This is a genomic window from Chitinibacter sp. S2-10 (assembly GCF_046530675.1).
Lineage (GTDB): Bacteria > Pseudomonadota > Gammaproteobacteria > Burkholderiales > Chitinibacteraceae > Chitinibacter.
Window position 1 is genome coordinate 2,559,223 of record NZ_CP172558.1, and the last position, 26,085, is coordinate 2,585,307.

28 protein-coding genes are annotated in these 26,085 nt (G+C 51.9%); 9 read left to right on the top strand and 19 right to left on the bottom strand.

Features of this window, described 5'->3' with window-relative positions:
- Nucleotides 1-11: 11 nt before the first annotated feature.
- The 4 genes from dapC to ACG2XO_RS12125 all read right to left on the bottom strand — a co-directional run bounded on the left by dapC (nucleotide 12) and on the right by ACG2XO_RS12125 (nucleotide 3,460).
- The gene (gene dapC / locus ACG2XO_RS12110) at nucleotides 12-1,223 is read right to left on the bottom strand and encodes a succinyldiaminopimelate transaminase (RefSeq protein WP_410498245.1); all 1,212 of its coding nucleotides are present in this window, start codon (nucleotides 1,221-1,223) and stop codon (nucleotides 12-14) included.
- 120 nt (nucleotides 1,224-1,343) lie between these two features.
- Entirely contained in the window at nucleotides 1,344-1,880 is a 537-nt protein-coding gene (gene msrA, locus ACG2XO_RS12115; protein ID WP_410498246.1) for a peptide-methionine (S)-S-oxide reductase MsrA, read from the bottom strand.
- Nucleotides 1,881-1,949: 69 nt separating this feature from the next.
- Nucleotides 1,950-2,852: an NADPH-dependent 7-cyano-7-deazaguanine reductase QueF gene (queF, locus tag ACG2XO_RS12120; protein WP_410498247.1), complete on the bottom strand. Its 903-nt coding sequence runs from the start codon at nucleotides 2,850-2,852 to the stop codon at nucleotides 1,950-1,952.
- 20 nt (nucleotides 2,853-2,872) lie between these two features.
- Nucleotides 2,873-3,460: a LexA family protein gene (locus ACG2XO_RS12125; RefSeq protein ID WP_410498248.1), complete on the bottom strand. Its 588-nt coding sequence runs from the start codon at nucleotides 3,458-3,460 to the stop codon at nucleotides 2,873-2,875.
- A gap of 157 nt (nucleotides 3,461-3,617) precedes the next feature.
- On the opposite strand from ACG2XO_RS12125, the gene ACG2XO_RS12130 reads away from it, so the two are divergent.
- Nucleotides 3,618-4,556, top strand: a complete 939-nt coding sequence (locus ACG2XO_RS12130; protein WP_410498249.1) for a tRNA dihydrouridine synthase — start codon at nucleotides 3,618-3,620, stop codon at nucleotides 4,554-4,556.
- Nucleotides 4,557-4,650: 94 nt separating this feature from the next.
- Here ACG2XO_RS12130 and ACG2XO_RS12135 read toward each other — a convergent pair whose 3' ends face one another.
- From ACG2XO_RS12135 to ACG2XO_RS12145, 3 genes are read right to left on the bottom strand one after another with little or no spacing between them, the layout of a single operon-like run.
- Nucleotides 4,651-4,905, bottom strand: a complete 255-nt coding sequence (locus ACG2XO_RS12135; RefSeq protein WP_410498250.1) for a RepB family protein — start codon at nucleotides 4,903-4,905, stop codon at nucleotides 4,651-4,653.
- Between the two features lie 20 nt (nucleotides 4,906-4,925).
- On the bottom strand, nucleotides 4,926-5,279 hold the full coding sequence (locus ACG2XO_RS12140; RefSeq protein ID WP_410498251.1) for a hypothetical protein: 354 nt from the start codon (nucleotides 5,277-5,279) through the stop codon (nucleotides 4,926-4,928).
- A gap of 42 nt (nucleotides 5,280-5,321) precedes the next feature.
- Nucleotides 5,322-6,398, bottom strand: coding sequence for a class I SAM-dependent methyltransferase (locus ACG2XO_RS12145; RefSeq protein ID WP_410498252.1), 1,077 nt, complete (start codon nucleotides 6,396-6,398; stop codon nucleotides 5,322-5,324).
- Between the two features lie 233 nt (nucleotides 6,399-6,631).
- Between ACG2XO_RS12145 and ACG2XO_RS12150 the strand changes: the two genes are divergently transcribed.
- From ACG2XO_RS12150 to ACG2XO_RS12160, 3 genes are all read left to right on the top strand, one after another.
- The gene (locus ACG2XO_RS12150; protein ID WP_410498253.1) at nucleotides 6,632-7,633 is read left to right on the top strand and encodes an extracellular solute-binding protein; all 1,002 of its coding nucleotides are present in this window, start codon (nucleotides 6,632-6,634) and stop codon (nucleotides 7,631-7,633) included.
- A gap of 139 nt (nucleotides 7,634-7,772) precedes the next feature.
- Nucleotides 7,773-9,377, top strand: a complete 1,605-nt coding sequence (locus ACG2XO_RS12155) for an ABC transporter permease (protein ID WP_410498254.1) — start codon at nucleotides 7,773-7,775, stop codon at nucleotides 9,375-9,377.
- A gap of 46 nt (nucleotides 9,378-9,423) precedes the next feature.
- Nucleotides 9,424-10,470 (top strand): ABC transporter ATP-binding protein, encoded by a 1,047-nt coding sequence (locus ACG2XO_RS12160; RefSeq protein WP_410498255.1) that lies wholly within the window; start codon nucleotides 9,424-9,426, stop codon nucleotides 10,468-10,470.
- Nucleotides 10,471-10,521: 51 nt separating this feature from the next.
- Here the strand turns inward: ACG2XO_RS12160 and ACG2XO_RS12165 are convergent, their stop codons facing one another.
- Genes ACG2XO_RS12165 through ACG2XO_RS12180 form a run of 4 tightly spaced genes read right to left on the bottom strand, consistent with a single transcriptional unit; the run spans nucleotide 10,522 to nucleotide 13,534 of the window.
- A complete protein-coding gene (locus tag ACG2XO_RS12165; protein ID WP_410498256.1) occupies nucleotides 10,522-12,276 on the bottom strand; it encodes a SulP family inorganic anion transporter in 1,755 nt (584 codons plus the stop codon).
- 4 nt (nucleotides 12,277-12,280) lie between these two features.
- A complete protein-coding gene (locus ACG2XO_RS12170) occupies nucleotides 12,281-12,700 on the bottom strand; it encodes a DUF6691 family protein (RefSeq protein ID WP_410498257.1) in 420 nt (139 codons plus the stop codon).
- Nucleotides 12,701-12,717: 17 nt separating this feature from the next.
- Complete coding sequence (locus ACG2XO_RS12175) at nucleotides 12,718-13,164, bottom strand: YeeE/YedE family protein (protein ID WP_410498258.1); 447 nt, start codon at nucleotides 13,162-13,164, stop codon at nucleotides 12,718-12,720.
- Nucleotides 13,145-13,534, bottom strand: coding sequence for an ArsR/SmtB family transcription factor (locus tag ACG2XO_RS12180; protein WP_410498259.1), 390 nt, complete (start codon nucleotides 13,532-13,534; stop codon nucleotides 13,145-13,147). The genes ACG2XO_RS12175 and ACG2XO_RS12180 overlap by 20 nt, the downstream gene beginning before the upstream one ends.
- A gap of 86 nt (nucleotides 13,535-13,620) precedes the next feature.
- On the opposite strand from ACG2XO_RS12180, the gene ACG2XO_RS12185 reads away from it, so the two are divergent.
- Genes ACG2XO_RS12185 through ACG2XO_RS12195 form a run of 3 tightly spaced genes read left to right on the top strand, consistent with a single transcriptional unit; the run spans nucleotide 13,621 to nucleotide 15,187 of the window.
- On the top strand, nucleotides 13,621-14,523 hold the full coding sequence (locus ACG2XO_RS12185; protein WP_410498260.1) for an MBL fold metallo-hydrolase: 903 nt from the start codon (nucleotides 13,621-13,623) through the stop codon (nucleotides 14,521-14,523).
- A gap of 10 nt (nucleotides 14,524-14,533) precedes the next feature.
- Nucleotides 14,534-14,962: a thioredoxin TrxC gene (trxC, locus tag ACG2XO_RS12190; protein WP_410498261.1), complete on the top strand. Its 429-nt coding sequence runs from the start codon at nucleotides 14,534-14,536 to the stop codon at nucleotides 14,960-14,962.
- Between the two features lie 33 nt (nucleotides 14,963-14,995).
- On the top strand, nucleotides 14,996-15,187 hold the full coding sequence (locus ACG2XO_RS12195) for a DUF2892 domain-containing protein (protein ID WP_410498262.1): 192 nt from the start codon (nucleotides 14,996-14,998) through the stop codon (nucleotides 15,185-15,187).
- A 64-nt stretch (nucleotides 15,188-15,251) separates the two neighbouring features.
- On the opposite strand, the gene pbpG is transcribed toward ACG2XO_RS12195, so the two are convergent.
- Nucleotides 15,252-16,334: a D-alanyl-D-alanine endopeptidase gene (gene pbpG / locus ACG2XO_RS12200; protein WP_410498263.1), complete on the bottom strand. Its 1,083-nt coding sequence runs from the start codon at nucleotides 16,332-16,334 to the stop codon at nucleotides 15,252-15,254.
- 241 nt (nucleotides 16,335-16,575) lie between these two features.
- Between pbpG and ACG2XO_RS12205 the strand changes: the two genes are divergently transcribed.
- Nucleotides 16,576-18,276: a PHA/PHB synthase family protein gene (locus ACG2XO_RS12205; RefSeq protein ID WP_410498264.1), complete on the top strand. Its 1,701-nt coding sequence runs from the start codon at nucleotides 16,576-16,578 to the stop codon at nucleotides 18,274-18,276.
- Nucleotides 18,277-18,499: 223 nt separating this feature from the next.
- Complete coding sequence (locus tag ACG2XO_RS12210) at nucleotides 18,500-19,678, top strand: acetyl-CoA C-acetyltransferase (protein ID WP_410498265.1); 1,179 nt, start codon at nucleotides 18,500-18,502, stop codon at nucleotides 19,676-19,678.
- 109 nt (nucleotides 19,679-19,787) lie between these two features.
- Here the strand turns inward: ACG2XO_RS12210 and mscL are convergent, their stop codons facing one another.
- The 7 genes from mscL to ACG2XO_RS12245 all read right to left on the bottom strand — a co-directional run bounded on the left by mscL (nucleotide 19,788) and on the right by ACG2XO_RS12245 (nucleotide 25,957).
- On the bottom strand, nucleotides 19,788-20,213 hold the full coding sequence (gene mscL, locus ACG2XO_RS12215) for a large conductance mechanosensitive channel protein MscL (RefSeq protein ID WP_410498266.1): 426 nt from the start codon (nucleotides 20,211-20,213) through the stop codon (nucleotides 19,788-19,790).
- A 39-nt stretch (nucleotides 20,214-20,252) separates the two neighbouring features.
- Nucleotides 20,253-21,308: a 23S rRNA (cytidine(2498)-2'-O)-methyltransferase RlmM gene (rlmM, locus tag ACG2XO_RS12220; RefSeq protein ID WP_410498267.1), complete on the bottom strand. Its 1,056-nt coding sequence runs from the start codon at nucleotides 21,306-21,308 to the stop codon at nucleotides 20,253-20,255.
- 67 nt (nucleotides 21,309-21,375) lie between these two features.
- Nucleotides 21,376-22,947 (bottom strand): ATP-binding protein, encoded by a 1,572-nt coding sequence (locus ACG2XO_RS12225; protein WP_410498268.1) that lies wholly within the window; start codon nucleotides 22,945-22,947, stop codon nucleotides 21,376-21,378.
- A gap of 19 nt (nucleotides 22,948-22,966) precedes the next feature.
- The gene (locus tag ACG2XO_RS12230) at nucleotides 22,967-23,632 is read right to left on the bottom strand and encodes an energy-coupling factor ABC transporter permease (RefSeq protein ID WP_410498269.1); all 666 of its coding nucleotides are present in this window, start codon (nucleotides 23,630-23,632) and stop codon (nucleotides 22,967-22,969) included.
- Between the two features lie 17 nt (nucleotides 23,633-23,649).
- Nucleotides 23,650-24,297, bottom strand: coding sequence for an alpha/beta hydrolase (locus ACG2XO_RS12235; protein WP_410498270.1), 648 nt, complete (start codon nucleotides 24,295-24,297; stop codon nucleotides 23,650-23,652).
- A 72-nt stretch (nucleotides 24,298-24,369) separates the two neighbouring features.
- Nucleotides 24,370-24,681 (bottom strand): (2Fe-2S) ferredoxin domain-containing protein, encoded by a 312-nt coding sequence (locus tag ACG2XO_RS12240; protein WP_348944700.1) that lies wholly within the window; start codon nucleotides 24,679-24,681, stop codon nucleotides 24,370-24,372.
- Nucleotides 24,682-24,862: 181 nt separating this feature from the next.
- Entirely contained in the window at nucleotides 24,863-25,957 is a 1,095-nt protein-coding gene (locus ACG2XO_RS12245; RefSeq protein ID WP_410498271.1) for a hypothetical protein, read from the bottom strand.
- Nucleotides 25,958-26,085: the final 128 nt, after the last annotated feature.

Below are 26,085 nucleotides of genomic sequence, written 5' to 3' on the forward strand. Positions count from 1 at the left end.
TTTACAAATGATTAAGGGGTGCAAAAGCGGACAATCCGCTCTGCAGCAGCGATGCATTCATCCAGTGGCGCAACCAGCGCGATACGCACATAGCCACGCCCCGGATTAATTCCATGCGCTTCGCGCGCCAGATACGAGCCCGGCAGCACGGTGACGTGTTCCTCTTCAAACAGGCGGCGTGCAAATTCTTCATCGCTACTGGTGGTGTGCGTGCCGACAAAGTGGTCTGGAATTTTGGCCCACAAATAAAACGCCGCGTCGGGCAATGCCACATCAAGCACTCCAGCCAGCTTTGGGGTGACCGCGGCAAATTTGGCGCTATATTGCGCGCGATTTTCGATCACATGGTCTTCATCGCGCCAGGCGGCGGCACTGGCCGTCATCACCATCGGGCTCATCGCGCAGCCGTGATAAGTGCGGTACAGCAGGAATTTCGCCATGATGGCCGCATCGCCAGCGACAAAACCCGAGCGCATACCGGGTACATTCGAGCGCTTGGACAAGGACGAGAACATCACCAGTCGCGTGAAATCACGGCCCAATTTAACTGCGGCTTCGAGCCCGCCCAAAGGCTTGTCATTACCGAAATAAATCTCGGAATAACATTCATCCGAAGCGATGACAAAACCATATTGATCCGACAGTGCAAACAGGCGTTCCCAATCGTCCAGCGACGCTACTGCGCCAGTAGGATTACCTGGCGAGCAGACAAAAACCAGTTGCGTGCGCGTCCAGACTTCATCAGGAACGCTATCCCAGTTAGGCTGAAAACGATTTTCTGCCAGGCAATTGACAAACCATGGCTCGGCACCGGCGAGCAGCGCTGCACCTTCATAAATCTGATAAAAGGGGTTGGGTGAGAGAACAACAGGATTTTTTGCTGTTGGATCGATCACCGCCTGAGCAAAGGCAAACAATGCTTCGCGGCTGCCGTTGACCGGCAAAATCTCCGTTGCGGCATTGGGCGCAGCAACGTTATAGCGCCGTGCAATCCATTCGCTAATGCTTTGGCGCAATTCGTCCGAGCCTAACGTCGCCGGATAGCTCGACAAACCCGCCAGATTGTTCATCAATGCATCTTTAACCAACTGCGGTGCCGGATGCTTGGGCTCACCAATCGACAGATTGATGTGGGCGAGTTCCGCATTGGGCGTGATACCGGCAAAAAGCTGGCGCAGTTTCTGGAAAGGGTAGGGATGAAGGAGCTCTAGGCGTGGCGACATGGCGCGAAAATGTTAGGGAAAACGGCAATTATAGCCTAACCGTGCATTGAAAAACTGTTGCGAGGCACGATTGCCGGGTAAAAATCGGCGGACGTTTATTTCGTTCAAGTTCAAATGGCATCAGGATGATGGCTGATTGAGTAATTGCGAAAATGATTGCATGAATTTTTGCACTTTTGGTGCGACGACCGCCCTGCAGTACGGCTGATACGGATGCTGATTGAAATAATCCTGATGCTCGACTTCAGCATGCCAGAACCGGCTCGCCGAATTCAACTCGGTCACGAGAGGCATGGGCCACGCTTTGGCGGTGTCAGCCATCACGGCTTGCGCAGCACTTTGCTGCTGTTCGCTGTGATAGAAAATCGCCGAGCGATATTGTGATCCTACGTCATTGCCCTGACGATTAAGCGTTGTCGGGTTGTGGATCGCGAAAAAAACTTCGAGTAATTCGCGGTAGCTGATTTGCTCAGCGTCAAATTCAATTTCAACGGCTTCTGCATGGCCGGTATTGCCGTCGCAGACTTGCCGATACTGAGGGTGAGAGACATGCCCCCCGATGTATCCCGATTTGACCGATTTCACACCCCGTACACGCTGAAAAACGGCGTCAAGACACCAGAAACAACCGCCAGCCAAAGTTGCAATTTCGGTCATATCAACCTCTTTAATATCGCCAAAAAATGTTCACACGGCTGTATGCCTAGCGTGAAAAATAGAGTGGAATTATTGACGTGCACCGCGAAGATTAGACGGAAAATCCGCGTTAAAGTTGCTGCGGAACGGATTGATATCGAGTCCGCCGCGGCGCGTGTAACGGGCATAAACCGCCAGTTTCATCGGCTGGCAGGCGCGCATGATGTCGACAAAAATCCGTTCGACGCATTGCTCGTGAAATTCGTTGTGATTACGAAATGAAATTAGATAACGCAGCAGGCTTTCACGGTTGATTGCTTTGCCAACGTACTGGATTTGCACGCTGGCCCAGTCTGGCTGACCGGTGACCAGGCAATTGGATTTAAGCAGGTTCGATGTCAGTGTTTCAGTCGTTGTGCCGTCGGCCTCATCGCAGTGCAACAGTTGCGGCTGCGGCGAATAGTCATTGACTTCGATATCGAGGTTGTCGATGCAAAAGCCTTTGAGCTCGCCAAAGCGCAGCCCGTCAAATTGCGCAGGTTCGCTTACTTTGACTTGCACCGGAGCTTTAACCGCTGCACTGATATCGGTCTGCAAAATCTCTGTCAGTTTGGCGATGCCGTCAATTCTGGTTTGATTAAAGCTATTGAGGTAGAGCTTGAATGACTTGGACTCGACAATATTGACGCTGTCACACGGGATCTGGAAAGTCACCAGCGCAATTTGCGGCTTGCCTCGCGGATTCAGCCACGATACCTCATAAGCGTTCCAGATATCCAGGCCGATAAAAGGCAAAGTCGCGCCAATACCGATTTCATCGCGCTTGCCCTGGCGAGGAATCGGAAACAGCAAGCTTGGATCATATTCGGTGATATAACTGACGGTTTTGCCAAGCGGAGACGCCTGAGCGGCGGAAATTGAGTCGGTCACACTGGATACCTGATTTGATTGATCATTCATTTTACCGCTGTCGGCTTTGAATCGCAGCGGCATTTTCCCGCGCCCGCGTGGTTTTATCGGTACTTGCGCATCAATCCCACCATCACGCCATAAATTTCCAGACTCTCTGAGGGGCGAATGATTGAAAAGTCGGCGTTATGCGGAATCAGGTAATAACCTTGCTTGTCTCTCCCCAATTCCTTGAGTGTATATTCACCATCGACCACGGCAACGACCAGATCACCGACGTTGGCTGCGTGGCGTTTTTCGATCACGGCCAGATCGCCGTCATAAATACCGGCGTCCATCATCGAATCGCCGCGCACCTTGATCATGATCGACGTCGACGGGCGCGGCATCAAATATTCATCGAGCGAAATCGACTCGCTCATCGCGTCGTTGGCGGCCGCAGGCAGACCGGCCGGGACGTTGAAATCGGCCAGCTCACGCTCAAAAAAACGCTTGGTCGGCGCAAGGCGCTTATCTGGCGTCATTTCAATATACCCCGCCAGGGTAAGGCGCTTGACTAGCGCAGAAACAGCCGACTTTGACGCCATACCCAGCAATTCGCCAATCACGGCGTAGGAGGGAATGCTGCGGTAATCGGTGTAATAGTCCTGCAATTTGCCCAGATATTCATGATCGCGGTTCGGGTTGGCCATGATTTGATCCTGTTGAACATTCGTTCTGTTAGCGTATTGAACGATCGTTCCCCTGTCAAGCCCCCCAGCAAGGCGGTTTCAAGTTCGTCATCAAGCCTGCCGTAGAAAGCTGCGCCGCTCTGGTAAAATGCGTTTTTATCTGTTTGACGGCTGCGTTGTGAGAATTTTATTAGCCCCGATGGAAGGCCTGCTCGATTGCGTATTGCGCGACGTGATTACGCGCACTGGTGGCATTGATTTGTGCGTGACCGAATTCATCCGCGTCACCAGTACCTTGCTGCCCAATCGCACTTTCGAGCGCATCGCGCCTGAGATTCTAACCGAGAGCAAAACGGCAACGGGTGTGCCGGTTCGTGTGCAATTGCTCGGCTCCGACCCGGTCTGTCTGGCCGAAAATGCCGCGCGGCTGGCGACATTCAATCCGCATGGCATCGATCTGAACTTTGGCTGTCCGGCCAAAACGGTTAATCGTCATCGCGGCGGCGCGGTGTTGCTCGACGAGCCCGAGCTGATTTATCAGATCGTCAAAGCCGTTCGCGACGCTGTACCAGCGCAAATCCCGGTCACAGCCAAAATGCGGCTGGGTTATACCGACACCTCGCCAGCGATTGCCTGCGCGCAGGCGATTGAAGCCGCGGGTGCCGCCGAAGTGGTCGTTCACGCCCGCACCAAAACCGACGGCTACAAGCCGCCTGCGTACTGGGAATGGATTGCGACGATCAAGGAAAACGTCAAATTCAACGTCGTCGCCAACGGCGAAATCTGGACCGTTGAAGAATTCCATCGCTGCCGTGAAATTTCAAATTGCGACGACATCATGCTGGGGCGCGGCATCGTCGCCAATCCGGGGCTGGCGCTGGAAGCCAAGACCGGCAAGCGGCTTGAGTGGGAAGAGTTGATGCCCTTGTTCGTCGTTTTCTGGCAGCAGGTCTTGACGCATTGCTATCCGAAATATCAGGCCGGGCGGCTCAAACAATGGCTCAATTACTTGCGCCGTCATTACCCCGAAGCTGAAGCGCTATTCCAGCAAATCCGCACACTCAACACCGCCGAAGCGATCGAAGCCGGATTTCCTGCGCTGGTTCTGGGAAAGTAATCGTTTTCGAGCGGATTTGATTCATCTGGATTGATATACATTGGCTGGTATATCAATCCAGCTTATATCCAGAATGACTTGTACGAATATACCCCTATACTGGCAATTGGGAGAGCAAATGCTCCAGACCCTGAGCCTGAGTCAGTCCATTGGCCTCGCAATATTTGCGAAAACGCTGATGCAGGCTGGCGTCGATCTCGACCGACAGTGCCTTGGGCAAACGCTGATTGTGATCCTGCGTTGCGCGCATCACCTGCAAGGCACGAGAACGTCGCTTGCGCTCGGCGACGCTCATTGCCTTGCCAGAAAGAGCAGGGCGGCCACGGGGGCGTTTTTTTATGTCGGTCATTTTATTTTTCTGAATAGAATTTACGCGATAATTGCTAGGCACTTTTCACACAAATTGTAAGTTTCATCCAACAATCTGCTACGTTCAGCTGTACTCATGTGGCGTGGAAGTTTTTTTGATTCGGCAATCATAGCCAAATGTATGAGTAGTTCAGTAATTGCCTCTTTCTTTGACGCAAATTCGCTTCTGGATAAAGGGCAGCTAAAACTAATACTCTGCTCTTTTGGAAAAAAACTAATTGCTATCTCACGTCCATGACACAAAAGAATTTCTTTAACTGAACGCGACCAGCTGTTTGGAAACAATAAAGACATTGCTTCCATTTCATTGCGATTGAATGCGTGCTCGGCAGCATTTTGTACAATAATTTTCATGATTCACCAAAACTAACCATGCTAGTCACTTGGTTTTTAAATTTATTTCATCGCTTTGATAATCACAAACTTCGCATTTTGCGCCACGGATTCAATCCGCTTGAACCAGCGCTTCAAGTCTTTCTGATAATTCAAATGCCGGTTGGCGACGATCCAGAGTTCGCCATCTGGATTTAAGCACGCTCTGGCCTGTTCAAACATCGAGAGCGCAATATCGGTCGTAACGGTGTTTTGCTGGTGAAAAGGCGGGTTGATCAGGATCAGGTCGAACTTTTGCTCAATATCGGCCAAACCATCATGATGTGTGATCGTCACCAGCGCGTCTGGCGCGTTGTGTGAAAAGCTCATTCTGGCCGATTCGACCGCCGCCAGCGATTCGTCAAACAAGGAAAGGCGGGCGGCTGGGTGCAAGCGGTGGTAGGCGAGCGACAGCAGGCCATTACCACAGCCGACGTCGGCTACCGAATTGACTGCGGGCAGGCGGTCAAAATGTTCGATAAAAAATCGTGAGCCAATATCGATTTTCTGCTCGGCAAAAACGCCCGCGACATTGTGCAATTCAATTTCCAACTCGGGAATCGGAACGACAAAAGGCGTCAGTTGGGCGTTCAAATCAGTCTCCGGATTCAATACCGCCTTGTACATCCTCGCCTTGCGCTGCGTCGGCAGGTATTCGACTTCAGCGCATTGCGCCTTGATCGCGTCCAGATGACCGTTGCTGACGTGTTTTTGCATGCCGGAAAAATACAAAGTCAGCGGTGCATCAATCTGGCTGGACAGTTTTTGCAATTGTGCCGCGAGCAAGGAGAGTGACTTGGGGATTTTGACCAGCGCCAGATCGGCATATTGACCGGCGCAGCGGCTGAATGCTTGCTGTCGGGCGTTGACTGTAATCGCCTTTTGCGAACACCAGGAGTCGTTGATATGGTAGATGGCTTTGGCTTGCTTGCTTTCCGCCGCACAATGCAGGGCGCCAAAAGCATCGTTGACCAGTACGACGCTCGCCTCTGCGGCGAGGAAGTCGGACAAATATTCGTCAGCCGCATCCCAGGCGCGTAACTCTTTGGCATGTTTGCCCGGATAGCGAAGCAACTTGAGTGCGGCAAAGTCGATGGTCATAAGCAGAAGTATGTTTGCAAGATAATGATTGATTGGGCGCGATTTTACCTGTGCTGCGTAGCTTGCGGGAATTATTGAATTAGCTTGAATCGGGTTTGGTTTTCAGCAAGTTCGCCAGCTCAAGGTTTGGGCTGGCGGTATGAGTTTGACGTGGAAATTAGGGGCTATTGTTGTTGAGAATCATTCTTCTTTGTGATCTAATAAGAGCAATTTCATCGCTTCGGAAATAAATCATGCAAAAGATCCTTCTTTCAGCTTTGGTGTTGACCGCCGCACTGGCGAACGCCGAAACCGTTACGGTGTATTCGTCGCGTAACGAGCAGCTGATCAAGCCGCTGTTTGACGCCTATACCAAGGAAACCGGCGTAGAAGTCAAAGTGCTGACCGACAAGGAAGGCCCGTTGATGGCGCGCCTGCAGGCTGAAGGTGCCAATACGCCAGCGGATATGCTGATTACGGTTGATGCCGGTAATTTGTGGCAGGCGTCGAATATGGGCTTGCTCAAAACAGTAAATTCAAAAACGCTGACAGACAATGTTCCGGCGCATTTGCGCGATGCGAAAGGCCAGTGGTACGGCCTGTCGGTGCGTGCACGGACCATGGTTTACAATCCAAGTTTGATCAAATCTGAGCAATTATCGACTTATGAAGATCTGGCCGATCCTAAATTCAAAGGCAAGCTGTGTCTGCGTACCAGCAAGAAAGTCTACAATCAGTCACTGGTTGCGATGATGATTGCCCAGCACGGCGAGCCGAAAACCGAGCAGCTGGTTCGCGGCTGGGTGGCCAATTTGGCAACCGACGTATTTCCTGACGACACCAAGCTGATTGAGGCCGTAGCTGCAGGCCAATGTGCTGTTGGCATCGTCAATACTTATTACTTCGGTCGTATTCTGGACAAAATGCCCGCCGACAAACGCGAAGCTTATCCGGTGAAGTTGTTCTGGGCTAACCAGAAAACCAATGGTGTTCATGTGAATGTATCGGGCGCTGGTGTGACTCGTTATGCCAAAAATGAAGCCGGTTCGCTAAAATTGATGGAATGGTTGTCAAGCGAGAAAGCGCAAAACCTGTACGCAGACAAGGATCTGGAGTTCCCGGTGAATCCGAAAGTCAAAGCGGATGTACTGGTCAGCAACTGGGGTCCGTTCAAACAAAACCTGATCAATATGAGCAAAGCTGGCGAGTTGCAGGGTGCGGCTGTTAAACTGATGGATCGCGCTGGTTATAAATAATCCAGCCTGATTTTCTGGCAGGCGCAGCCTGCCGGATCAGTTTCTTCAATGGGCAGGCCATCAGGCGCTGCCCATTGTCTTTCCGGATTTCTTTCCTGATTGGCTCGATTGCCAGTCAGTTGTTTTGATTAGGATCTCTATGCGCCTCTCATCGCTGCGCGGAATGTGGTATGCCGCGCCGATTGCCTTGCTGACCATTATTCCCTTGCTGGTGGTTCTGGCCTCGTTTTTGCATCCGCAACCCGAGGTGTGGGCGCATCTGGCCGAGTATGTGCTGCCCGATGTCATCAAAAATACGCTGCTTTTGCTGCTTGGCGTTGGCGTTGGCGTGTTGGTGCTTGGCGTGCCGCTGGCGTGGCTGACTGCTGTGTGCGAATTTCCGGGGCGGCGCTTTTTTAGCTGGGCGCTGATGCTGCCGCTGGCGATGCCGGCGTATGTGCTGGCTTTTGTTCAGGTAGGCTTGCTCGATTTTACCGGGCCAATGCAAACGCTGATTCGCGAACTCAGCGGAGATTCAAGCTGGTTTCCGCGTATTCGCTCGACTGGTGGCGTGATTATGGTACTGTCGCTGGCGTTTTATCCCTATGTCTATCTGCTGGCGCGCAATGCGTTTTTAACGCAAGGCAAGCGTGCGCTGGAAGCGGCGCAAATGCTTGGGCTTTCGCACCGTCAGGGTTTCTGGCTGGTCGCTTTGCCGATGGCCAGACCGTGGCTGATTGGCGGCCTGACGCTGGCACTGATGGAAACACTGGCCGATTTCGGTACCGTGTCGATTTTCAATTTTGATACGTTTACAACGGCGATTTATAAATCGTGGTTTGCGTTGTTTAACTTGCCCGCCGCTTCGCAACTGGCGTCCTTGCTGGTGTTATTTGTTTTTGTTCTGGTTGGTTTGGAGCACTGGGCACGCGGTGCGAGAAAATATCATGGGCGGATTGTCGCAGCCGAGCGTATTTGCTTGCATGGCTGGCATCGCTATCTGGCTATCGCGCTGTGTTCCGGCGTCTTGCTCGTTGCTTTTATTGTTCCGCTGATCCAGTTGCTGATCTGGGCGAGCACGATCTGGGCTGAAGATTTTGATCAGCGTTATATCGGCTTTACCTTACGCTCAATGCTGATTTCTCTGTTTGCTGCCTTGATTGTCGCCTTGCTTGCGCTCTTGCTGGTCTTTATCCAGCGCCGTTTTACGAGTACCGGAACTCGCTGGGTGGTGCGGCTGGCGACGCTGGGTTATGCCGTTCCTGGTTCGGTGCTGGCAGTCGGTGTTTTCCTGCCGATAGCCTGGCTCGATAATTTGCTGATACCGATTGCTAACAGCCTGGGTTTTGCCACATTCCAGATTTTAAAAGGCTCGGTCGCGGTGATGCTGCTGGCTTTGGCTGCACGGTTTATGGCCGTGGCTTTTCAGCCGATGGAGAGCGCCATGCAGCGTATCAGTCGCAACCAGGAAGATGCAGCACGCTCGCTGGGTACAAGTCAGCGGCAATTGTTGTGGCGTTTGCATCTGCCGCTATTGCGCGGCGGTGTGCTCACTGCGGTGTTGATGTGTTTTGTCGATGTGATGAAGGAAATGCCGATTACGCTGATGACGCGACCGTTTGGCTGGGATACTTTAGCAGTGCGGGTGTTTGAAATGACGTCGGAAGGCATGTGGGCCAACGCTGCTTTGCCGAGTTTGATGATTGTGCTGACGGGTTTGATTCCGGTGGCCTTGTTGGTCATCAAGTCCGAGCATCGCCACTAGAAATGGCTGCGAAACACGATGGAATATGAATTTTAGGTTGCTAAACATGGCAGACAACATTTTAAGTGTTAATCAGATCAGCGTCGGTTTTGCCCGGCGCAATATCGTCGAAGGCTTGTCGTTTCAATTGCAGCCGGGCGATATCGGCTGCCTGCTCGGTGCTTCGGGTTGCGGCAAGACGACTGTGCTGCGGGCGATTGCCGGTTTTGAAAATCTGCGTGCAGGAACGATCAGTCTTGATGGGCAAATTGTTTCAAGCACCAGCCAGCAGCTTGCGCCGCAATTGCGTGGCATCGGCATGGTTTTTCAGGATTACGCGCTGTTTCCACATCTGACTGTTGCTGGTAATGTGGCTTTCGGCTTGAAGTCATTGTCCAAGTCCGAAGCCGAGGCCAGAGTGGCGAAAATGCTGGCGCTGGTTGGTCTTGCTGATCTGGGGGCTCGTTACATTCATGAATTATCCGGCGGCCAGCAACAGCGCGTCGCGCTGGCACGGGCCTTGGCACCGCAGCCACGCTTGTTGTTACTCGACGAGCCGTTCTCGAATCTGGATGTCGAGCTGCGTGAACGGCTGGGGCAGGAAGTTCGCGCGATTCTGAAAGCGACCGGAACGACGGCGATTTTAGTGACGCACGATCAGCACGAGGCTTTTGCAGTCGCGGACCAGATCGGCGTGATGTCCGAAGGGCATATCCGCCAGTGGGGAAGTCCTTACGATCTGTACCACGAACCCGTTGACCGCTTTGTTGCTAATTTTATCGGTGAAGGCGTTTTGCTACCGGCACGACTGACTTCGCCGCAATGCATCGAATTCGAGCTGGGGCAGCTTTGCCGTACGACCGACGTGGCCTGCTGCGTCGGTTGTGATATGGAAGTGCTGATCCGTCCCGACGATGTGCAGCATAACGACGCCAGTCCGCTCAAAGCCAAAGTGCTCTCTAAAGCATTTCGTGGTGCCGAATTCATGTATACGCTGGGTTTGCCGTCTGGCCAGACTTTGCTCTCGCTGGTGCCGAGTCATCACAATCATGCGATTGGTGAGGACATCGGTATCGAGCTGGAAATGGATCACCTGATTGTGTTTAAAACATAATCATGGGTATATGCATGTAGGTCAATTTTTAATTGTTCTGCGTGTCTATACCTAGATGGAGTAATCCAGCTCCGGCGGACAGAGCGTTTGCATTGCGGCGTACGTCGAAATAAACGGCGCGTGCGCTAGCTGATCGAGCAAGTCGCCGTGGCGCAGCGTGTCGAGCACCGGGCCTTTGACTTCGGCCAGATGTAGCGTAATACCTTGCTCGGACAGGGTTTTTTTCCAGTCTTTGAGCGCGTTAACCGCGCTGTAATCAATGCTATTGACCGCAGACAGAACCAATAACAATTGCCGCGACTCGGGATAATTGGCCAGCTGAGCATTGATCTGCACCAGCACGTTGGCGATATTGGCAAAATACAGATTTTCGTCGACCCGCACTGCCAGTATGCCTAGCGTGGTGTCGACCCGATGCCGCAATACATTGCGATAGTGCTCGGTGTTTGGGACCCGCCCGATGACGGCAACATGTGGCTGCTGGCTGCGCCACAGGTAGAGTGCGATGGCAATGCCGACGCCCAGCGCAATGCCTAGCATCGGGCCAAGTAACAAAACGCCGGAAAAAGTCATCAGCCAGGCCAAGCCATCGCGCGGGTCAAATTGCCAGGCCAGCCGCAGTTGTTCCACTGAAATCATCCGGCTGACGGCCAGAATAATCGTTGCTGCGAGCAAGGCTTGTGGCAGAAAGGCGAGCAGGGGGAGTAATAGCCACAAAGCCAATACAATCCAGAGTGCCGATAACATACCTGCCAGGGGTGTCTGCGCACCTGCATTGGTGTTGACAACGGTGCGCGAAAATCCACCGCTGACCGGCATACCGCCGACCAGCGCGGCGGCCAGATTGCAGTTGCCCAGCGCGAGCAGCTCGCGGTTAGCGTCGATGCTTTGATGACTCGCCGCGGCAATGCTTTGCGCGACGGTGATACTTTGCAAAAACCCGGCCAGCCCGATCAGTAGTGCCGGTAGCAAAAGCGATTGCAGGCTGGATAAATCGAGCGTGCCTATTCCTTTGAGTTCCGAGCTCGCGAAATGCGCCGCAGGCAGTTGCCCCAGTGTTTTGATGCGATGTGCGGAATCAAATCCTGCGAGCAAGATGCCGAGAATGATCATCACCAGCAGTGGCAGAATCTTGCCCGCCAGCTGCGCAGCTTTATCGCTCATGCCCAGTTTGACGAGCAACTGGCTCGCTGGCGTCGCGGCCAGCCACATCAAGGTCAGTCCGATCAGGCCGAACAGCACATTAGCTAGTTGCAAATGATGCAAGGCGCTGGGCAAGTTGATCGCCAAGGTCAGCAGCGTATCGCCGCGCCATGAGGTGCCAAGCAGCGAGCCGGTTTGCCCCAGTGCGATCAGCAAGGCTGTTCCGGCGCTAAAGCCCTGAATCACCGGCAGTGACAGAATTCGCGTGATGCCGCCCAGCTTGAATGCGCCAAACAGCGTCAACATCAGGCCGGATAGCAGCGTCAATGTTGCGGCGAGGATTAGATATTGCGTACTACCCGCTGCTGCCAGCGGTGCCAGCGCCGCCGCCGTCATCGCTGAAGTGATCGCCATCGGTCCGACCGACTGCGTCATGCTGCTGCCAAAAAAACCGTACACCAGCAAAGGGCCGATGCTCGCATACAGCCCGGCCATCGGTGGCAAACCAGCCAGTTGCGCGTAGGCCAGACCTTGCGGGATCAGCAGTAGCGCGACGATCAGACTGGCCGTGATGTCGCCAGTCAGCCAGTCACGGTGGTAGTGCTGCATCCAGGTCGGTAGGTGGCTGGCCAGTTTGCTGGAATGGCTTGTGCTGGTGGGCATGGTGTCAGGCTTTTTTCTGCAGGCGTTCAAAAATCAGCATGCCCACCAGCATCGCGGCGGCAAACAATACCCCCCCGAGTGATCCTGTACCGACGGCTACCAGCGCAGGCCCTGGGCAGATACCCCCTATGCCCCAGCCAATACCGAATAGTGCGCTGCCCAGAATCAGACGTTTGTCGATAACGACACTGGTCGGCAGTTTCATGTCTTCATGCGTCAGCAGCGTTTTGGGTGTGCGTTTGGCGAGGGTAAAAAAGATAATCGAAACACCAATCCCGCCGCCCATCACAAAGGCGAGACTCGGATCCCACAACCCGGCCAGATCAAGAAAACCCTGCACCTTGGCCGGATTGGCCATGCCTGCGAGTAACAAACCCAGACCAAACAAGAGGCCGGTGATAAAACCCAGAATATTCATTTTCATGATGATGTCCTTCGCACTTAAAGCAGGTGCTTGATAATAAATACAGTCACAAACCCCGCAGCCATAAACGAGATCACGGCAGAGAGTGAACGCAATGACAGGCGCGATAGACCGCAAATGCCGTGGCCGCTGGTGCAGCCATTGGCGTAACGCGTTCCGATGCCGACCAGCAAGCCGGCAATAATCAGGCCGACTGGCGAGGTCACCATCGTCAGGGCTGGCAAAGGGGCAAACAGGCTCCAGAGTGCCGGGGCAAGCAGCAAACCCAGCGCAAACAGGATGCGCCAGCTTTTGTCGCCTTTAGCCCATGAACCGCCGGAAAATAGTCCGCCAATAATTCCGGCGATACCGGCAATCCGGCCGGAGAGCAGAATCAGCAAACCTGCCGAGAGGCCGATAAGGGCGCCGCCGAGCAAGGAGGCGAGCGGGGTAAAGTTGGCAAAATCAATTTGAACTAATTGCATGGTCCGTTTCCTTTTGAGTGTTGGTGTCGGTGTTATCCACTGGGCTTACCGGGCAATAGAGCATATAAAGCAGTGACAGCACCTGACGAACCTGATCGCTGGCGAGCGAGTAATAAATCCGTTTGCCCTCGCGGCGTGTATTGACGAGGCCTGCATTACGCAACACGCCGAGCTGCTGCGATAAAGTGGGCTGGCGGATATCGAGCAGCGTTTCAAAATCTGAAACGCATTTTTCACCTTCGACCATCTGGCATAGCAGTAATAAGCGGTCTTCGTTGGCGAGGTTTTTGAGTAGTTGCGTGGCCTCACCGGCTGCAATACGCATTGCTTCTTGCATCGCCGAGGCGCTGGCTGTGACTTGATCTGACATGTTGTCCTCTGCTGATCAACTAATATTGACATATTATATAAATAAATATATTGTAATGTAAAGCGTAATTAGTTTTGGAGTGTGACATGTCAGTGATAAGCAATTCTTCGGCAGCAATGAATGAAGTTGCACCGATTGTTGAAGGATTTTACGATCCGGCGACTTTTACCATCACTTATCTGGTGTATGACCAAGCGGGTGGGCATGCCGCAATCATTGATCCGGTACTCGACTATGACCCTAAATCCGCACGTACCAGTACCGGCAACGCCCAGTTGCTGGTCGATAGGGTTCATGAGTTGGGTTTGAGTGTTGACTGGATTCTGGAAACGCACGCGCATGCCGATCATTTGTCGGCTGCCGCCTGGCTCAAAGAGCAATTGGGCGGACAGATCGGAATTGGTCATGGTATTGATCGGGTACAAAAAATCTTTAAACCGATTTTTGGGATGGAAAATGATTTCCACACCGATGGACGTCAGTTTGATCATTTGTTTGTTGATCATGAAGAGTGGGGTATTGGTCGTTTGAGCGCGCAGGTATTGGCTGTTCCTGGGCATACCCCTGCTGATGTGGCCTACCTGATTGGTGATGCGCTGTTTTTGGGTGATACCTTGTTTATGCCCGATGTCGGCACGGCGCGGTGTGATTTTCCCGGTGGCAGCGCAGCTGCGCTTTATGATTCGGTGCAGCGTCTTTACCGCCTGCCTGATCAGACGCGCACTTTTGCCTGTCATGATTACCCTCCGGCAAATCGACCAGACGCGGTTTGGGAGGCTAGTCTGGGTGAGCATAAACAGCGCAATATTCATCTGAATGCAGGCACTACAAAAGACGAATTTATCAAAATGCGCGAAACACGTGATGCCACGCTGGCAATGCCAGTCTTGATTATGCCGTCGATACAGATCAATGTACGGGCAGGGCATTTGCCGCCGGCCGAAGCCGATGGTCGCCAGTACCTGAAATTGCCATTGAATACCCTGTGAGGATAAAAGAATGAGTATGCAGCTTGAATGCCCCCATTGCCACGCAGTGAACCGGCTGGAAGCTAGTCGCCTGAACGAGTCGCCCAACTGTGGTGCCTGTAAAGCGCCCTTGTTGGCTGGCGCGCCGCTTGCCGCCAGCAAGGAGTCGCTGCCACTGATTTTGAAGCACAGTAAATTGCCGGTTGTGATTGATTTCTGGGCGCCTTGGTGCGGACCGTGTCAACAATTTGGCCCTACCTTTGCCACCGCAGCCAAAGATATGGCCGGAAAAATGTTGTTTGTGAAAGTCGATACCGAGGCGCAGCCCGATTTGGGCAATCAATTCCGTGTGCGAAGTATCCCAACACTGCTGGTAGTGGAGAGTAATGCCGAGCTGGAGCGTGTTTCTGGTGCTTTGTCGCCAGGGCAATTTAAAGCCTGGCTGATGCAGTTTTTATAAATCGCTTTGGGTTTGAAATTCAGGAGGTGTGAAATGAACAATGTTGGAGGTTTGGATCGGGTCGCCAGAATTGTCATTGGTGCTGCACTAATCATTCTGGCCGCCTTGGGTGTGCTTGGTGTCTGGGCTTATATCGGGATTGTACCGTTGCTGACGGGCTTGTTGCACTCCTGCCCTTTGTATAGCGTTTTTGGGGTGAATACCTGTCCGAAGCATAAACCGTAGAATAATTTAACCAATGAAAAAGCCCGCAAAGCGGGCTTTTTGTTTGATGATTCAAGACTGAAAATCAGCCCGCGCGATAGCCGTTGGGGCGGGTTTCTTCAATCCAGCGACGAATTCGCATTGCGTCGCCAATACGGGTTTGTTTGCCGGCAGAGTCCATCAGAATCATGACGACGGGCATGCTGTTAATGGTTGCCTGCATCACGATGCAACGGCCAGCTTCGTTAATGTACCCTGTTTTGGAAACGCCGATGGTCCAGTCTGGGTTTTTTACCAGCGGGTTGGTATTGCGGTAAACCATCTGGTTGCCGTGAACATTTGACGTGAAAGTGTATTCACTGGCCGTCGAGAATTGGTGGATTTCCGGATAACGCTGCGCCGCCTTAACCATCAGGGACAGCTCGCGCGGTGTTGCAACATTTTGCGGGGTCAGACCGGTGGGGTCGAAAAAGCGGCTGTGAACCATGCCAAGTTGCTGCGCTTTTTCGTTCATTTTGCGAATGAAGTTGGCGCGGCCACCCGGAAAGGCGTGGCTGAGTGCCGATGCCGCACGGTTTTCAGATGACATCAGCGCCAGTAATAGCATTTCGCCGCGGGTCAGTGTGGTGCCGACCGATAGACGTGAGCCGGTATTTTTAAGTGTATCCAGATCGTCGTTGCTGATGGTAATCAATTCGTTCAATGGCAGGTGCGCATCGAGCACGACCATGGCGGTCATCAGTTTGGTAATGGATGCAATCGGCACGACATTATCTGCATTGCGCTCGTACATGACTTCGCCAGTTTGCTGATTCATGACAACAACACCGGAAGATTGTACGCCCGGATTGTAAAGACTAAGTGGACTGGCATTGACGCGGGCGATCTGCAAATCCCTGCGTGCACCGGCAATTGCTTGCTGTTTGATATTGCTTCGGCGTACTGAAATCGTGACGGCTTTGTTTTTGCCGGCATGCTTAAACTGCTTGGTATTGGTTTTTTTGGCCAGTTGTTGTTTTTTGGTTTTCTTTGATGCGGTGTATTTTGTACCTGCTTTTTTTGTTGATACCGTTGTTTTTTCTGCCTTGTTATTAGCGGCAATCGCTGGATTTGCCGCTAAAAATGCGCAGGCAATCAGAGCGCAAAGTGGGCGAAACAACTTGGACATGAGGACCCCTTCAAAAAACAGATGTGTTGCTATGTTAGTTAATGCTGATTTTAATACAAAAACCAGAAAAAAGTCATTGCTAATCAATATGTAGTGATTTTTTGCTAATAAATGACATTAAAATTGCCTGAACTTGCAATGCTTGTTAGGATTGTCGTATTGCACTGCAGCATTTTTGCGTACAATCATATTCAGAGAAAACCCTAGTATTTCGGAGCCCAACGTGCTGAATCACCCTGCTATGCAAGCTTTTTTCGATCATTTGACTGAAACAAATCGCCAATGGACTGAGCAATGGGCAAAAGTGTTCCCTGCCGCAGAGCCCAGCCAGCATTTGAATGTCATGCATGAGATGTTGCACAAAATACAACAATCACAACCTAATTTGTTGGGCGCGCAGACGGCATTCTACCAGCAGCAGATGGATTTATGGCTTGGCCTGATAGGCGCGAAATCAGGAGTGAAAGTGGTTGAGGCGGATAAGTCGGATCGCCGTTTTAATGCGCCGGAGTGGGATACGCCCATTTTTGATTACATTCGCCAGAATTATTTACTGACGTCGAAATGGCTGCTCGATCAGATCAATTCTCCGCAATATGACGATGCAACGCGCGAAAAAATGTCTTTCTTTACCCGGCAGTATATCGACGCGATGAGCCCGAGTAATTTTGCTTTTACCAATCCTGAAGTCATGAAACTGGCGCTGGAAACCAAAGGTGAAAGCCTGCAGGAAGGCATGAAGCAATTACTGGCCGATATGCAAAAAGGCTCGATTACGATGACTGATGAAAGTCAGTTTGAAGTCGGTAAAAATCTGGCCGTCACACCGGGTGAAGTTATTTTTGAAAATGACTTGTTCCAGCTGATTCAATACACGCCAAGTACCCCTCAGGTGTATAGCCGTCCACTGCTAGTTGTTCCGCCATGTGTGAACAAATACTACATTATGGATTTGCAGCCAGCCAATTCGATGATGAGTTATATCGTCAGTCAGGGCTTTACGACTTTCCTGGTTTCCTGGAAATCAATCGAGCCACACCAAGGTGATTTGCGCTGGGATGATTACATCGAAACCGGTGTGATCAAGGCTGCTGAAGTGGTGCGTGAAATCAGCAAAGCAGAAAAAATCAATGTACTGTCGTTCTGCATCGGCGGCGAATTAGTATCCACTGCCATGCCGGTGATGAAAGCACGCGGCTTGGACTGGTTTGAATCAGTCACGCTGATGACGGTGATGCTCGATCACACCGATCCGGGTGAAATCAAACATTTCATTGACTGGAATATTATTCGTCAGCGCGAAACGCAGGCGCAAGGTGTGATTGGCGGTAAAGAGCTGGCTCGGACGTTCTCGGCACTGCGCTCTAACGATTTGATCTGGAATTATGTCGTTAATAATTACCTGAAAGGCAAAAACCCTGCACCGTTTGATCTGTTGTACTGGAATAGTGATTCGGCCAATCTCGCTTTGCCGATGCACACCTTCTTCCTGCGCAATATGTATCTGGAAAACAATCTGATCAAACCCAATTCATTCAGCCTGTGTGGCACGTCGATTGATCTGACGACCATCAATGTGCCAACGTATATTTTTGCCGCACGTGAAGATCATATCGTGCCTTGGCAATCGGCTTTTGCTACGACGAAGATTTTTAAAGGACCAATCCGTTTTGTACTGGGGGCTTCAGGTCATATTGCCGGTGCGATTAACCCGGTTTCGACCAATAAGCGCAATTACTGGGTCAATGACAATGTCGCGCTCAATCCGGAAGATTGGTTTAACAGTGCCGAATCTCGTCCTGGCAGCTGGTGGCAGGATTGGTCGGCCTGGCTGGCTCCCCATTCAGGCAGCCAAGTCGCCGCGCCGAAAAAAGCAGGCAATACCAAATACAAAATGATCGAGCCCGCGCCTGGTCGTTATGTGAAAGCCAAAGTGGTTTGATTTTTAAGTGGCAAGTAAAAAGCTTCCCAGCTTCCTTACCTCGCCTTGCCGTACGATTTGTACTGCCTACGGTTCGGTGCCTTGTTGGATGGGGTGGCCTCGGGTCAAAACTTTTTGATGATGATTTAATTAATTTATCCAGCAAGGCCGCCGCGCCTTGCTTTTTTTAGAACCAAATGCTTACAGCTAGATGTTGTTTGCTTTTGTTGCGAGAGGACTATTTATGACTGAAGTGGTTATTGTTGCAGCCGGCCGTACAGCCTTGGGTAATTTTTCTGGGGGACTGGCTAAAGTAGCTGCGCCAGAATTGGGCGCGACCGTGATTCGCGCTTTGCTCGAAAAAACCGGAGTGAAAGCTGAACAAGTGTCAGAAGTCATTTTGGGTAATGTATTAACTGCCGGCCTGGGCCAAAATCCAGCCCGTCAGGCCGTACGCCGTGCCGGTCTGCCAGATGCAGTGCCAGGTTTGACGATCAATCAGGTGTGCGGCTCTGGTCTGAAAGCCGTAGCCCTGGGCGCGCAAGCCATTCTGGCTGGTGATGCTGAGATCGTGATTGCCGGTGGTCAGGAAAACATGTCGGCCAGCCCGCATATCCTGAACGGCAGCCGCGATGGTTTCCGCATGGGTAATGCCAGTCTCGTTGACAGCATGGTGTACGACGGTCTGACTGACGCGTACAACAACTATCACATGGGCGTGACTGCAGAAAACATTGCCAAAAAATACAGCATTACGCGTGAAGAGCAAGATGCTTTGGCGTTGTCTTCACAACAGAAAGCCGCTGCCGCACAAGCAGCGGGCCGTTTCAACGATGAAATCATTCCGGTCGTGATTCCGCAGAAGAAAGGCGATCCAGTCGTTTTCAATCAGGATGAATTTATCAAACCATCAACAACAGCCGAGTCTTTGGCTAAATTGCGTGCAGCGTTTGATAAAGAAGGCACGGTAACAGCGGGTAATGCATCGGGTATTAACGATGGCGCCGCTGCGGTTCTGCTGATGAGCCGCGACAAAGCCAATGAGCTGGGTCTGACGGTATTGGCTTCGATCAAGGCATCGGCGAGCACCGGTCTTGATCCATCGATCATGGGTATGGGGCCGGTGTCTGCAACGCAACGCGCTTTGGCCAAAGCCGGTTGGAGCATCGATGATCTTGATTTGATCGAAGCCAATGAAGCTTTTGCCGCACAAGCTTTGGGCGTGGCGCGCGAATTGAAATGGGATCTGAACAAGGTCAACGTGAACGGTGGAGCGATTGCCTTAGGTCACCCGATTGGCGCGTCAGGCTGCCGCGTGCTGGTTACTCTGATTCATGAAATGGTACGTCGCGATGCGAAAAAAGGCCTGGCAACTTTGTGTATCGGTGGGGGTATGGGCGTAGCGCTGTGCGTTGAACGCTAATAGCGGGCAATACATGGGCATGTATCTAATACAGATACCGCCAAATAAAAAAACCGCAGCTACTTCATATAAGAAAAGCTGCGGTTTTTTATTTACGCGAACAAAGTGATTACTTTTTCAACGAATCACGAATTTCGCGCAGCAAAGCAATTTCTTCCGGCGTTTCAACGACGACAGGCGCTGGCGCCTCTTCACGCTTGATTTTATTCATCGCTTTGACCACCAGGAATATAGCGAAAGCAACAATCGTAAAGCTGATCATGCTGTTGATAAACAGGCCAAAATTGAGCGTGACTGCACCAGCATCCTGTGCGGCTTTGAGCGTTTCGTAAGGGCCGGCAACTTTTGTACCTTCGACCAAAGTGACAAACATATTGGTGAAATCAACTTTGCCAATCAGAAAACCCAGCGGCGGCATAATGATGTCTTTGACCAGCGAATCAACAATCTTGCCAAATGCCGCGCCGATCACGACACCAACAGCCAGATCGATGACATTGCCGCGCATGGCAAACTCGCGAAATTCCTTGAACATAATCAACTCCGGAAAAATAGAAGTAGGAAAAATAATTGTTTAATCTTTCACAACCGTCAAGTAAACCGTAATTTCTTCACGGTCGTGATAGAGGTGCTTGGCGGTGATTTTGCACGGCATGCCGGCTTTTTCCAGCTTGGACTCGATCAGGCCAAAGCATTTGCACACTTCCAGATAGCGCTTTTTCATTGGCAGCTTCAGATTGAAAATCGAGCGGCGCGCATTGCCGGCCGCTACCCATTTGGCAATCAGCTCGGCAACGCGGATCGGCTGTTCGACCATATCGCACACCAGCCATTCAACCGGGTTTTTAGGGCGGAATTTGAAACCATCATCGCGAATATGTTTCACCTGATGGTGGCCGTCCATGCTGCCCTTCATCGGGCCGTTATCAATGGCAAACACTTTCAGTCCACGACTTACCAACTGATAGGTCCAGCCGCCCGGTGCAGCCCCCAGATCGACCGCGCTCATGCCTTCGCGCAATTTGCTTTCCGGATTGTCAACCAGTACCAGAATCGCCTCGAGCAGTTTAAGGGTCGAGCGGCTAGGTGCATCGACCGGCATACGCAGGCGCGGAATGCCATTAATCCAGTCGGTCTCTTTGGCTGGGCGTGAACAGATAAAAACTTCATTTTGCTGCGGGAAAAACAGATGCAGGCGATTACGGACACGCTGCGGCTGCAGCCAGTTGTTTTCGGCGGCGGCTTTGGCGACATAATCGCCAAATTTGCGGCAAAAACTTGATAATGACTTGCCATCGTTGGTATCCGGGTATTCAAGCCAGATGTCGCTGAAAGCTGAATTAATTGTTTTTAGCGAATTGACAATCGGAGTGAGCCTATCTTTGCCGCCCAGTGTGAGGTGATCATGTACGAGCAAGGTCTGACGAGGAAAAATCAGCGATTTATTGACCAGGCTAATCAAAGCTTTCGGATTTTTTTCATCCGGCGTGAATAATATCCAGCCGTCGCCACGTTCGAAAGTGCCATCACATGCGATATTGTCGGCAATTTCTTCGGCACAATCAGGCTCAAAACCCGCCCGGCAATAAGCTAACAGGCCAGATGGAACGGCGGTATTGATTTCAGACATGATTGCGCTCGGTATAAAAGCCGCAAGCATACCCAAGAAAAGCCTTTATGACCATGCAGGGATGGGCTTAAATGCCCTTGCTTTTGCGCAACGTTTGCGGGATGCGCATTTCAAATCTGGTGCCTTTGCCTTGTTCGGAAAAGACTTTGATCGTGCCGCCCAATGTTTGGGTCACAAGATTAAAAACAATATTGAGCCCCAGCCCGCTGCCACCGTTGGCACGTTTGGTTGTGAAAAATGGATCGAAAATTTTATCAATCAGGGCGGAGGAAATGCCTGCGCCATTATCGCTGAAGTCCAGAATCACCATTTCTTGTTCCTTATGGGCTGAAATGACAATGGTATTTGGATGTTTGGCATTTTCCTGTTCAGGGTGTTCAAAAGCATGCAGCAAGGCATTGTTGAGTAAATTGGTCAGGATCTGTGAAACAGCACCAGGAAAACTGTCCATCTTGATTTCGTCGGGGCAATCGATTTGGATAGAAACGGCGACATGCTTAATTAATGGCCGCAAACTGGTCATGATTTCATGCAAGTATTCGCGCAATTCAAAATCGCGCTGGACTTCCGAAGTCTGATCGACTGCAACGCGTTTGAAACTTTGAATCAGATCGGCAGCACGTGTGGCATTGTTCAGAATCAGTTTGGCCGACTGCATGGCCGTTTCGCCATAATTGAGCACTTCGGATTTTTTGATCTGGCCGCTCTCGAGCATATTCTTAAACAACTGGGTTTCATCGCTTAAAACCGATGCGCTGGTTAAAATGACGCCAACTGGTGTATTGATTTCATGAGCAACGCCAGCAACCAGACTACCTAGCGAAGCCATTTTTTCAGATTGCACCAAAGAAGCCTGAGTTTCCTTTAATTGCTGCAGGGCACTTTCAGCTTCTTCCTTGGCTTGACGCATTTCGGCTTCGGCAAGCGACATCATGGCGACATTGTCTTGTAGCCGGTGAGCAATCCGGTTATAGCCGATCGAAACTTCGTCAATTTCCTGATACGGATCTCGAGGCAGGTCTATATCCTGATAGGCATTTTCTATCTCAGCAATTTGATGAAACCGATCGCGCAGCAATGACAGGGGGCGAATAACAATTTGTCGCATCGTATGCGATAGAGCCATTACAACCAATAAATCAAGAATGATAATTTCGATGATTTTATTGGTAATCTGTTCATTCAATTGAGCCGTAATAATCTGGGGGTTCGTCGAGAAATGGATTTCCCCCAATTTTTTCTGACTGTCGACGCCCGTGTAATTAAGCGGAAACCGCAGGCTATTCTGGTCGCTGACCGAGTTTTTTACTTTGGCAATCGTTCCGTTTTCAAGACGTTTTCGGCCATCGAGAAAAGTATTGCCGCTGTAGACCTCAATCTGGTTGATTCCTGCATAACTGATTTCTGCATCCAGAATCCGTGCCAGCTGTGCATCGTCAAAATTCCACAGCACTCCAGGGACCACTGTTTGCAGGCGTAGCACCATGCTTTTTTCATATTCGAGCAATTCCGATTCAAGACGTTTTTTCGCATCAAAATAGGAAATCGCACCTGATAGCGACAAGGCGCTGGTCAGGATAATTACGAAAATCAAATTAAGGTAAGTACGAATGCGGCGCATGGCGAAGAAGAGGCTCAATGAGTTTTCAATCTAGCAGCTAATCGCGCCTTTGCAGGTATTTTCGGTCGTCAAACGTGGCGACCCAATGCGGTTGCCAGACGACCATTAGAGTTAGGTTCAGTCCCGTGGTAAAGCCTTCGGGCCAGCCCATCAAAAAGTAATAGGGCAGTATTTCAGAATACAGAAATTCCCAGGAATAAAGTGCTGAGCTGGTCAACGTCAGGCAATGGAAAAAGCCGAACAGCCACATGCTCAGTGCTGCAGCGCCGAAACAATTTAGGAAAATATAGATGAAATAATTATGGGGAAGGCGATGTTGCGCCCAGCGAAGCAGCAAAGTGCAGACCGTGATCGGAATCGCCGCTTTGAGTCCCCATAAAATGCCGATGTCGACCCAGGCAATATGTCCGAAAATCGCCTGTAGTAACACAATGGCAGCCATGCCGAGCATTGCGCGGTAGGGACCTGCAATCAAAGTAAGGGCCGCACTGCCCAGAATATGAAACGTGATTCCCTGCTGGATTTGTGCACGCAGCTGCCAGAGCAACAGGATGACAACGCAAGCTGCAAGCCAGCTATTTCGGTGAGGGTTCGAGAGTGTATGCCAGTTTTCACGGCGCAGAGCGTGAACCAAACCGGCGATGAGCAAAAACCAGCCGAGTAGTTGCCAGAATTCGCTGTAAATGGCCTCGTTGCTGCTCATCTTTGTTTGAGCTAGCGTTAGAAACGCCAGGCTTTATCGACCAGCTCGCCTAGTTGCGTGAGCCTGCCGTGGAAAAAATGCCCAACGCCGGGAACGACGAGCACCGGCAATTGCTGCGGCCGCGCCCAGTCGAGTACCGCCTGCAGACTGATAACCTCGTCTTCTTCGCCGTGGATCACCAGTGTGCCTTTGGGAACAGTCGGGAAATCGTAACGGCTGACTGCCGGGCCGACCAGAATCATCCCTTCGACTTCATGCTCACCTAGCCGCTCGCGCAGGCGGCTTTGTACCAGCGTGCCAAAAGAAAACCCAGCCAGCGTCAGCCGATTGAGGCCGGGGTACTGGCTGCGCGCATACGACAGCACGGCGGCCATATCGTCGGGCTCAAGCTCGCCCCGGCTGTGTTCGCCTTCCGAGTTGCCGACGCCGCGCAGATTCGGGCAGAGGCAGACATAACCGAGCCGTGACAAAGTTTTCGCCAACGTATGGACAATCTTGTTATTAAAAGTGCCACCCTCGGTCGGATTCGGATGCGCAATCAGCGCAATGCCGACGGTTTCCGACCACGCCGAATCAAGCCGCAGGCATTCGAGCTTGCCCGCCGGGCCGTCGATTTCGATTAAATCAAAAGTAGCTGCTTTGCGGGGTATATTCGTAGAAGTCATTTTCAAATTGTTATGTAGTTAAATACATCACCAGAGTATGCTGGTTTCGCCTCACGCCTCACGCCTCACGCCTCAGATTTTCAGGCGCTCAACGACGCGACCATGCACGAGATGCTCGTTGATGATTTCGTCGATGTCGTCTTTGTCGATGTAGGTGTACCAGGTTTCTTCCGGGTAAATCACGATCACCGGACCTTCTTCGCAGCGCTCCAGACAGCCCGCTTTATTAATCCGCACTTTGCCCGTGCCATTCAAGCCCAGCGCTTTAACGCGCTCTTTGGCGTAGGCCCACAGCGTGTCGGCACCACAACTATTACAGCTCTGGCGCTCGCCAGGCTCGCGCTGATTCAGGCAGAAAAAAACGTGGTGTTGATAGAAACTCATTGTGACCTCGTACAGGAATGCGTAGGAGCGGGCTCGCCCGCGAATATTTGGTAAAACAAACCAGTTCCCGAGTAAGCTCGCCCTTAATTAGTACACCTTCTCGCGCTGCGAGGAGTCCCGCATGAAGCACCCTTGGGGGGTACCCTCTCAGGGAGAGGGCGGAGGGTGTGGGTATAAAACATCACTGCAGTGTCTGTTCAATTGCCGCGCCCAGATTGTGCGCAGTAATAAACAACGGCAAGCCATCGGTATCGAGCACCGGCTGCACATTGGCAATCATTTTGACCGAATCGACGCGGCATTCGCGCATCAGCTCGGCGACGTATTGCTCGATATACGCGACCTGATCGTTCGCCGCCAGCGGCCAGACATAACCTTCCCAGCGCTCGGCGTCTTCCTGCGAGCTGAAGGTAATGCGGATTTCGGCGTTTTCATGCGCAGCCACTGTCACGACTGGCGTGCGGCCTTTGGTGCGGATGCTGCGCAGCGCATTGCTCGTCATCACTTGCAAGCGCGTTTCGAGTTGTGTCACGCGGCCTGCATCTTGCGCAGCCAGCCAGCTCATTGGCGGGCGTGGGATCGGAAATAGCGTCACGCCATTGGTTTTGAGCGTGTCGCTGATCAGTTGCGCCAGCGGCATGCCCCAGGCGCCTACTGCGCCGCCCAGTTTGATCGCAGGCGCAGCGTCTTGAGGTTGAATTGCGACGCCAACCAGATAACGCAGCGCGACGACTTCGTCCTTGATCGCAATCGGCGCACCGGCTGAATCAATCGGGAAACGCGCTGATTCGGTAATCGTTTCGCGCCATTCGGCGATTTGCGCCGGGTTGATCGCGGCGAGCAAATCAGCCGCCAGCAGTGCGCCAGAGAGAAATACGTCCGCATCCGCAGCGACGACACCGTGTTCACGCAGAATCGCCAGCGCCGCAGCGCCGTCGATTTCGCTTGGCAACGTCGTTTCGCCTTTAAATCCGGCAACAATCACCAGCGGGATTGCGAAAGGAATCGCGTATTGGGCGGAGGTCGATTGCTCGACTTCATCGCGGATGGTTTGCCACAACTCGAACCACGCTTCCTGCGATGGCACTTGTGTAATCGCGCCATTCAAACCGTAATGGTCACGAGCGCCAAGCAATTCGGCTATCAGTTGGCGCAAACCTTGGCGTTTCACTGCCACTTGTGCAGCGTCGCGCTCGGTCATCAGCGACATCAGTTGGCGAATCACCGGGTTTTGCGGGTTGACACGAGGGTAGAGGCGAGGATCTGGCAGCGTCATGGCAATGCTTTTTAAGTGCAATAATCAAGGCCGCGATTATACCCGCGAGCGGGTGCGATTGTCGCTGCTGCTGATGTTTGGTGCCTGGCATGGTTTAATGCTGGCCAAGTGCACTGACGATAATGGAT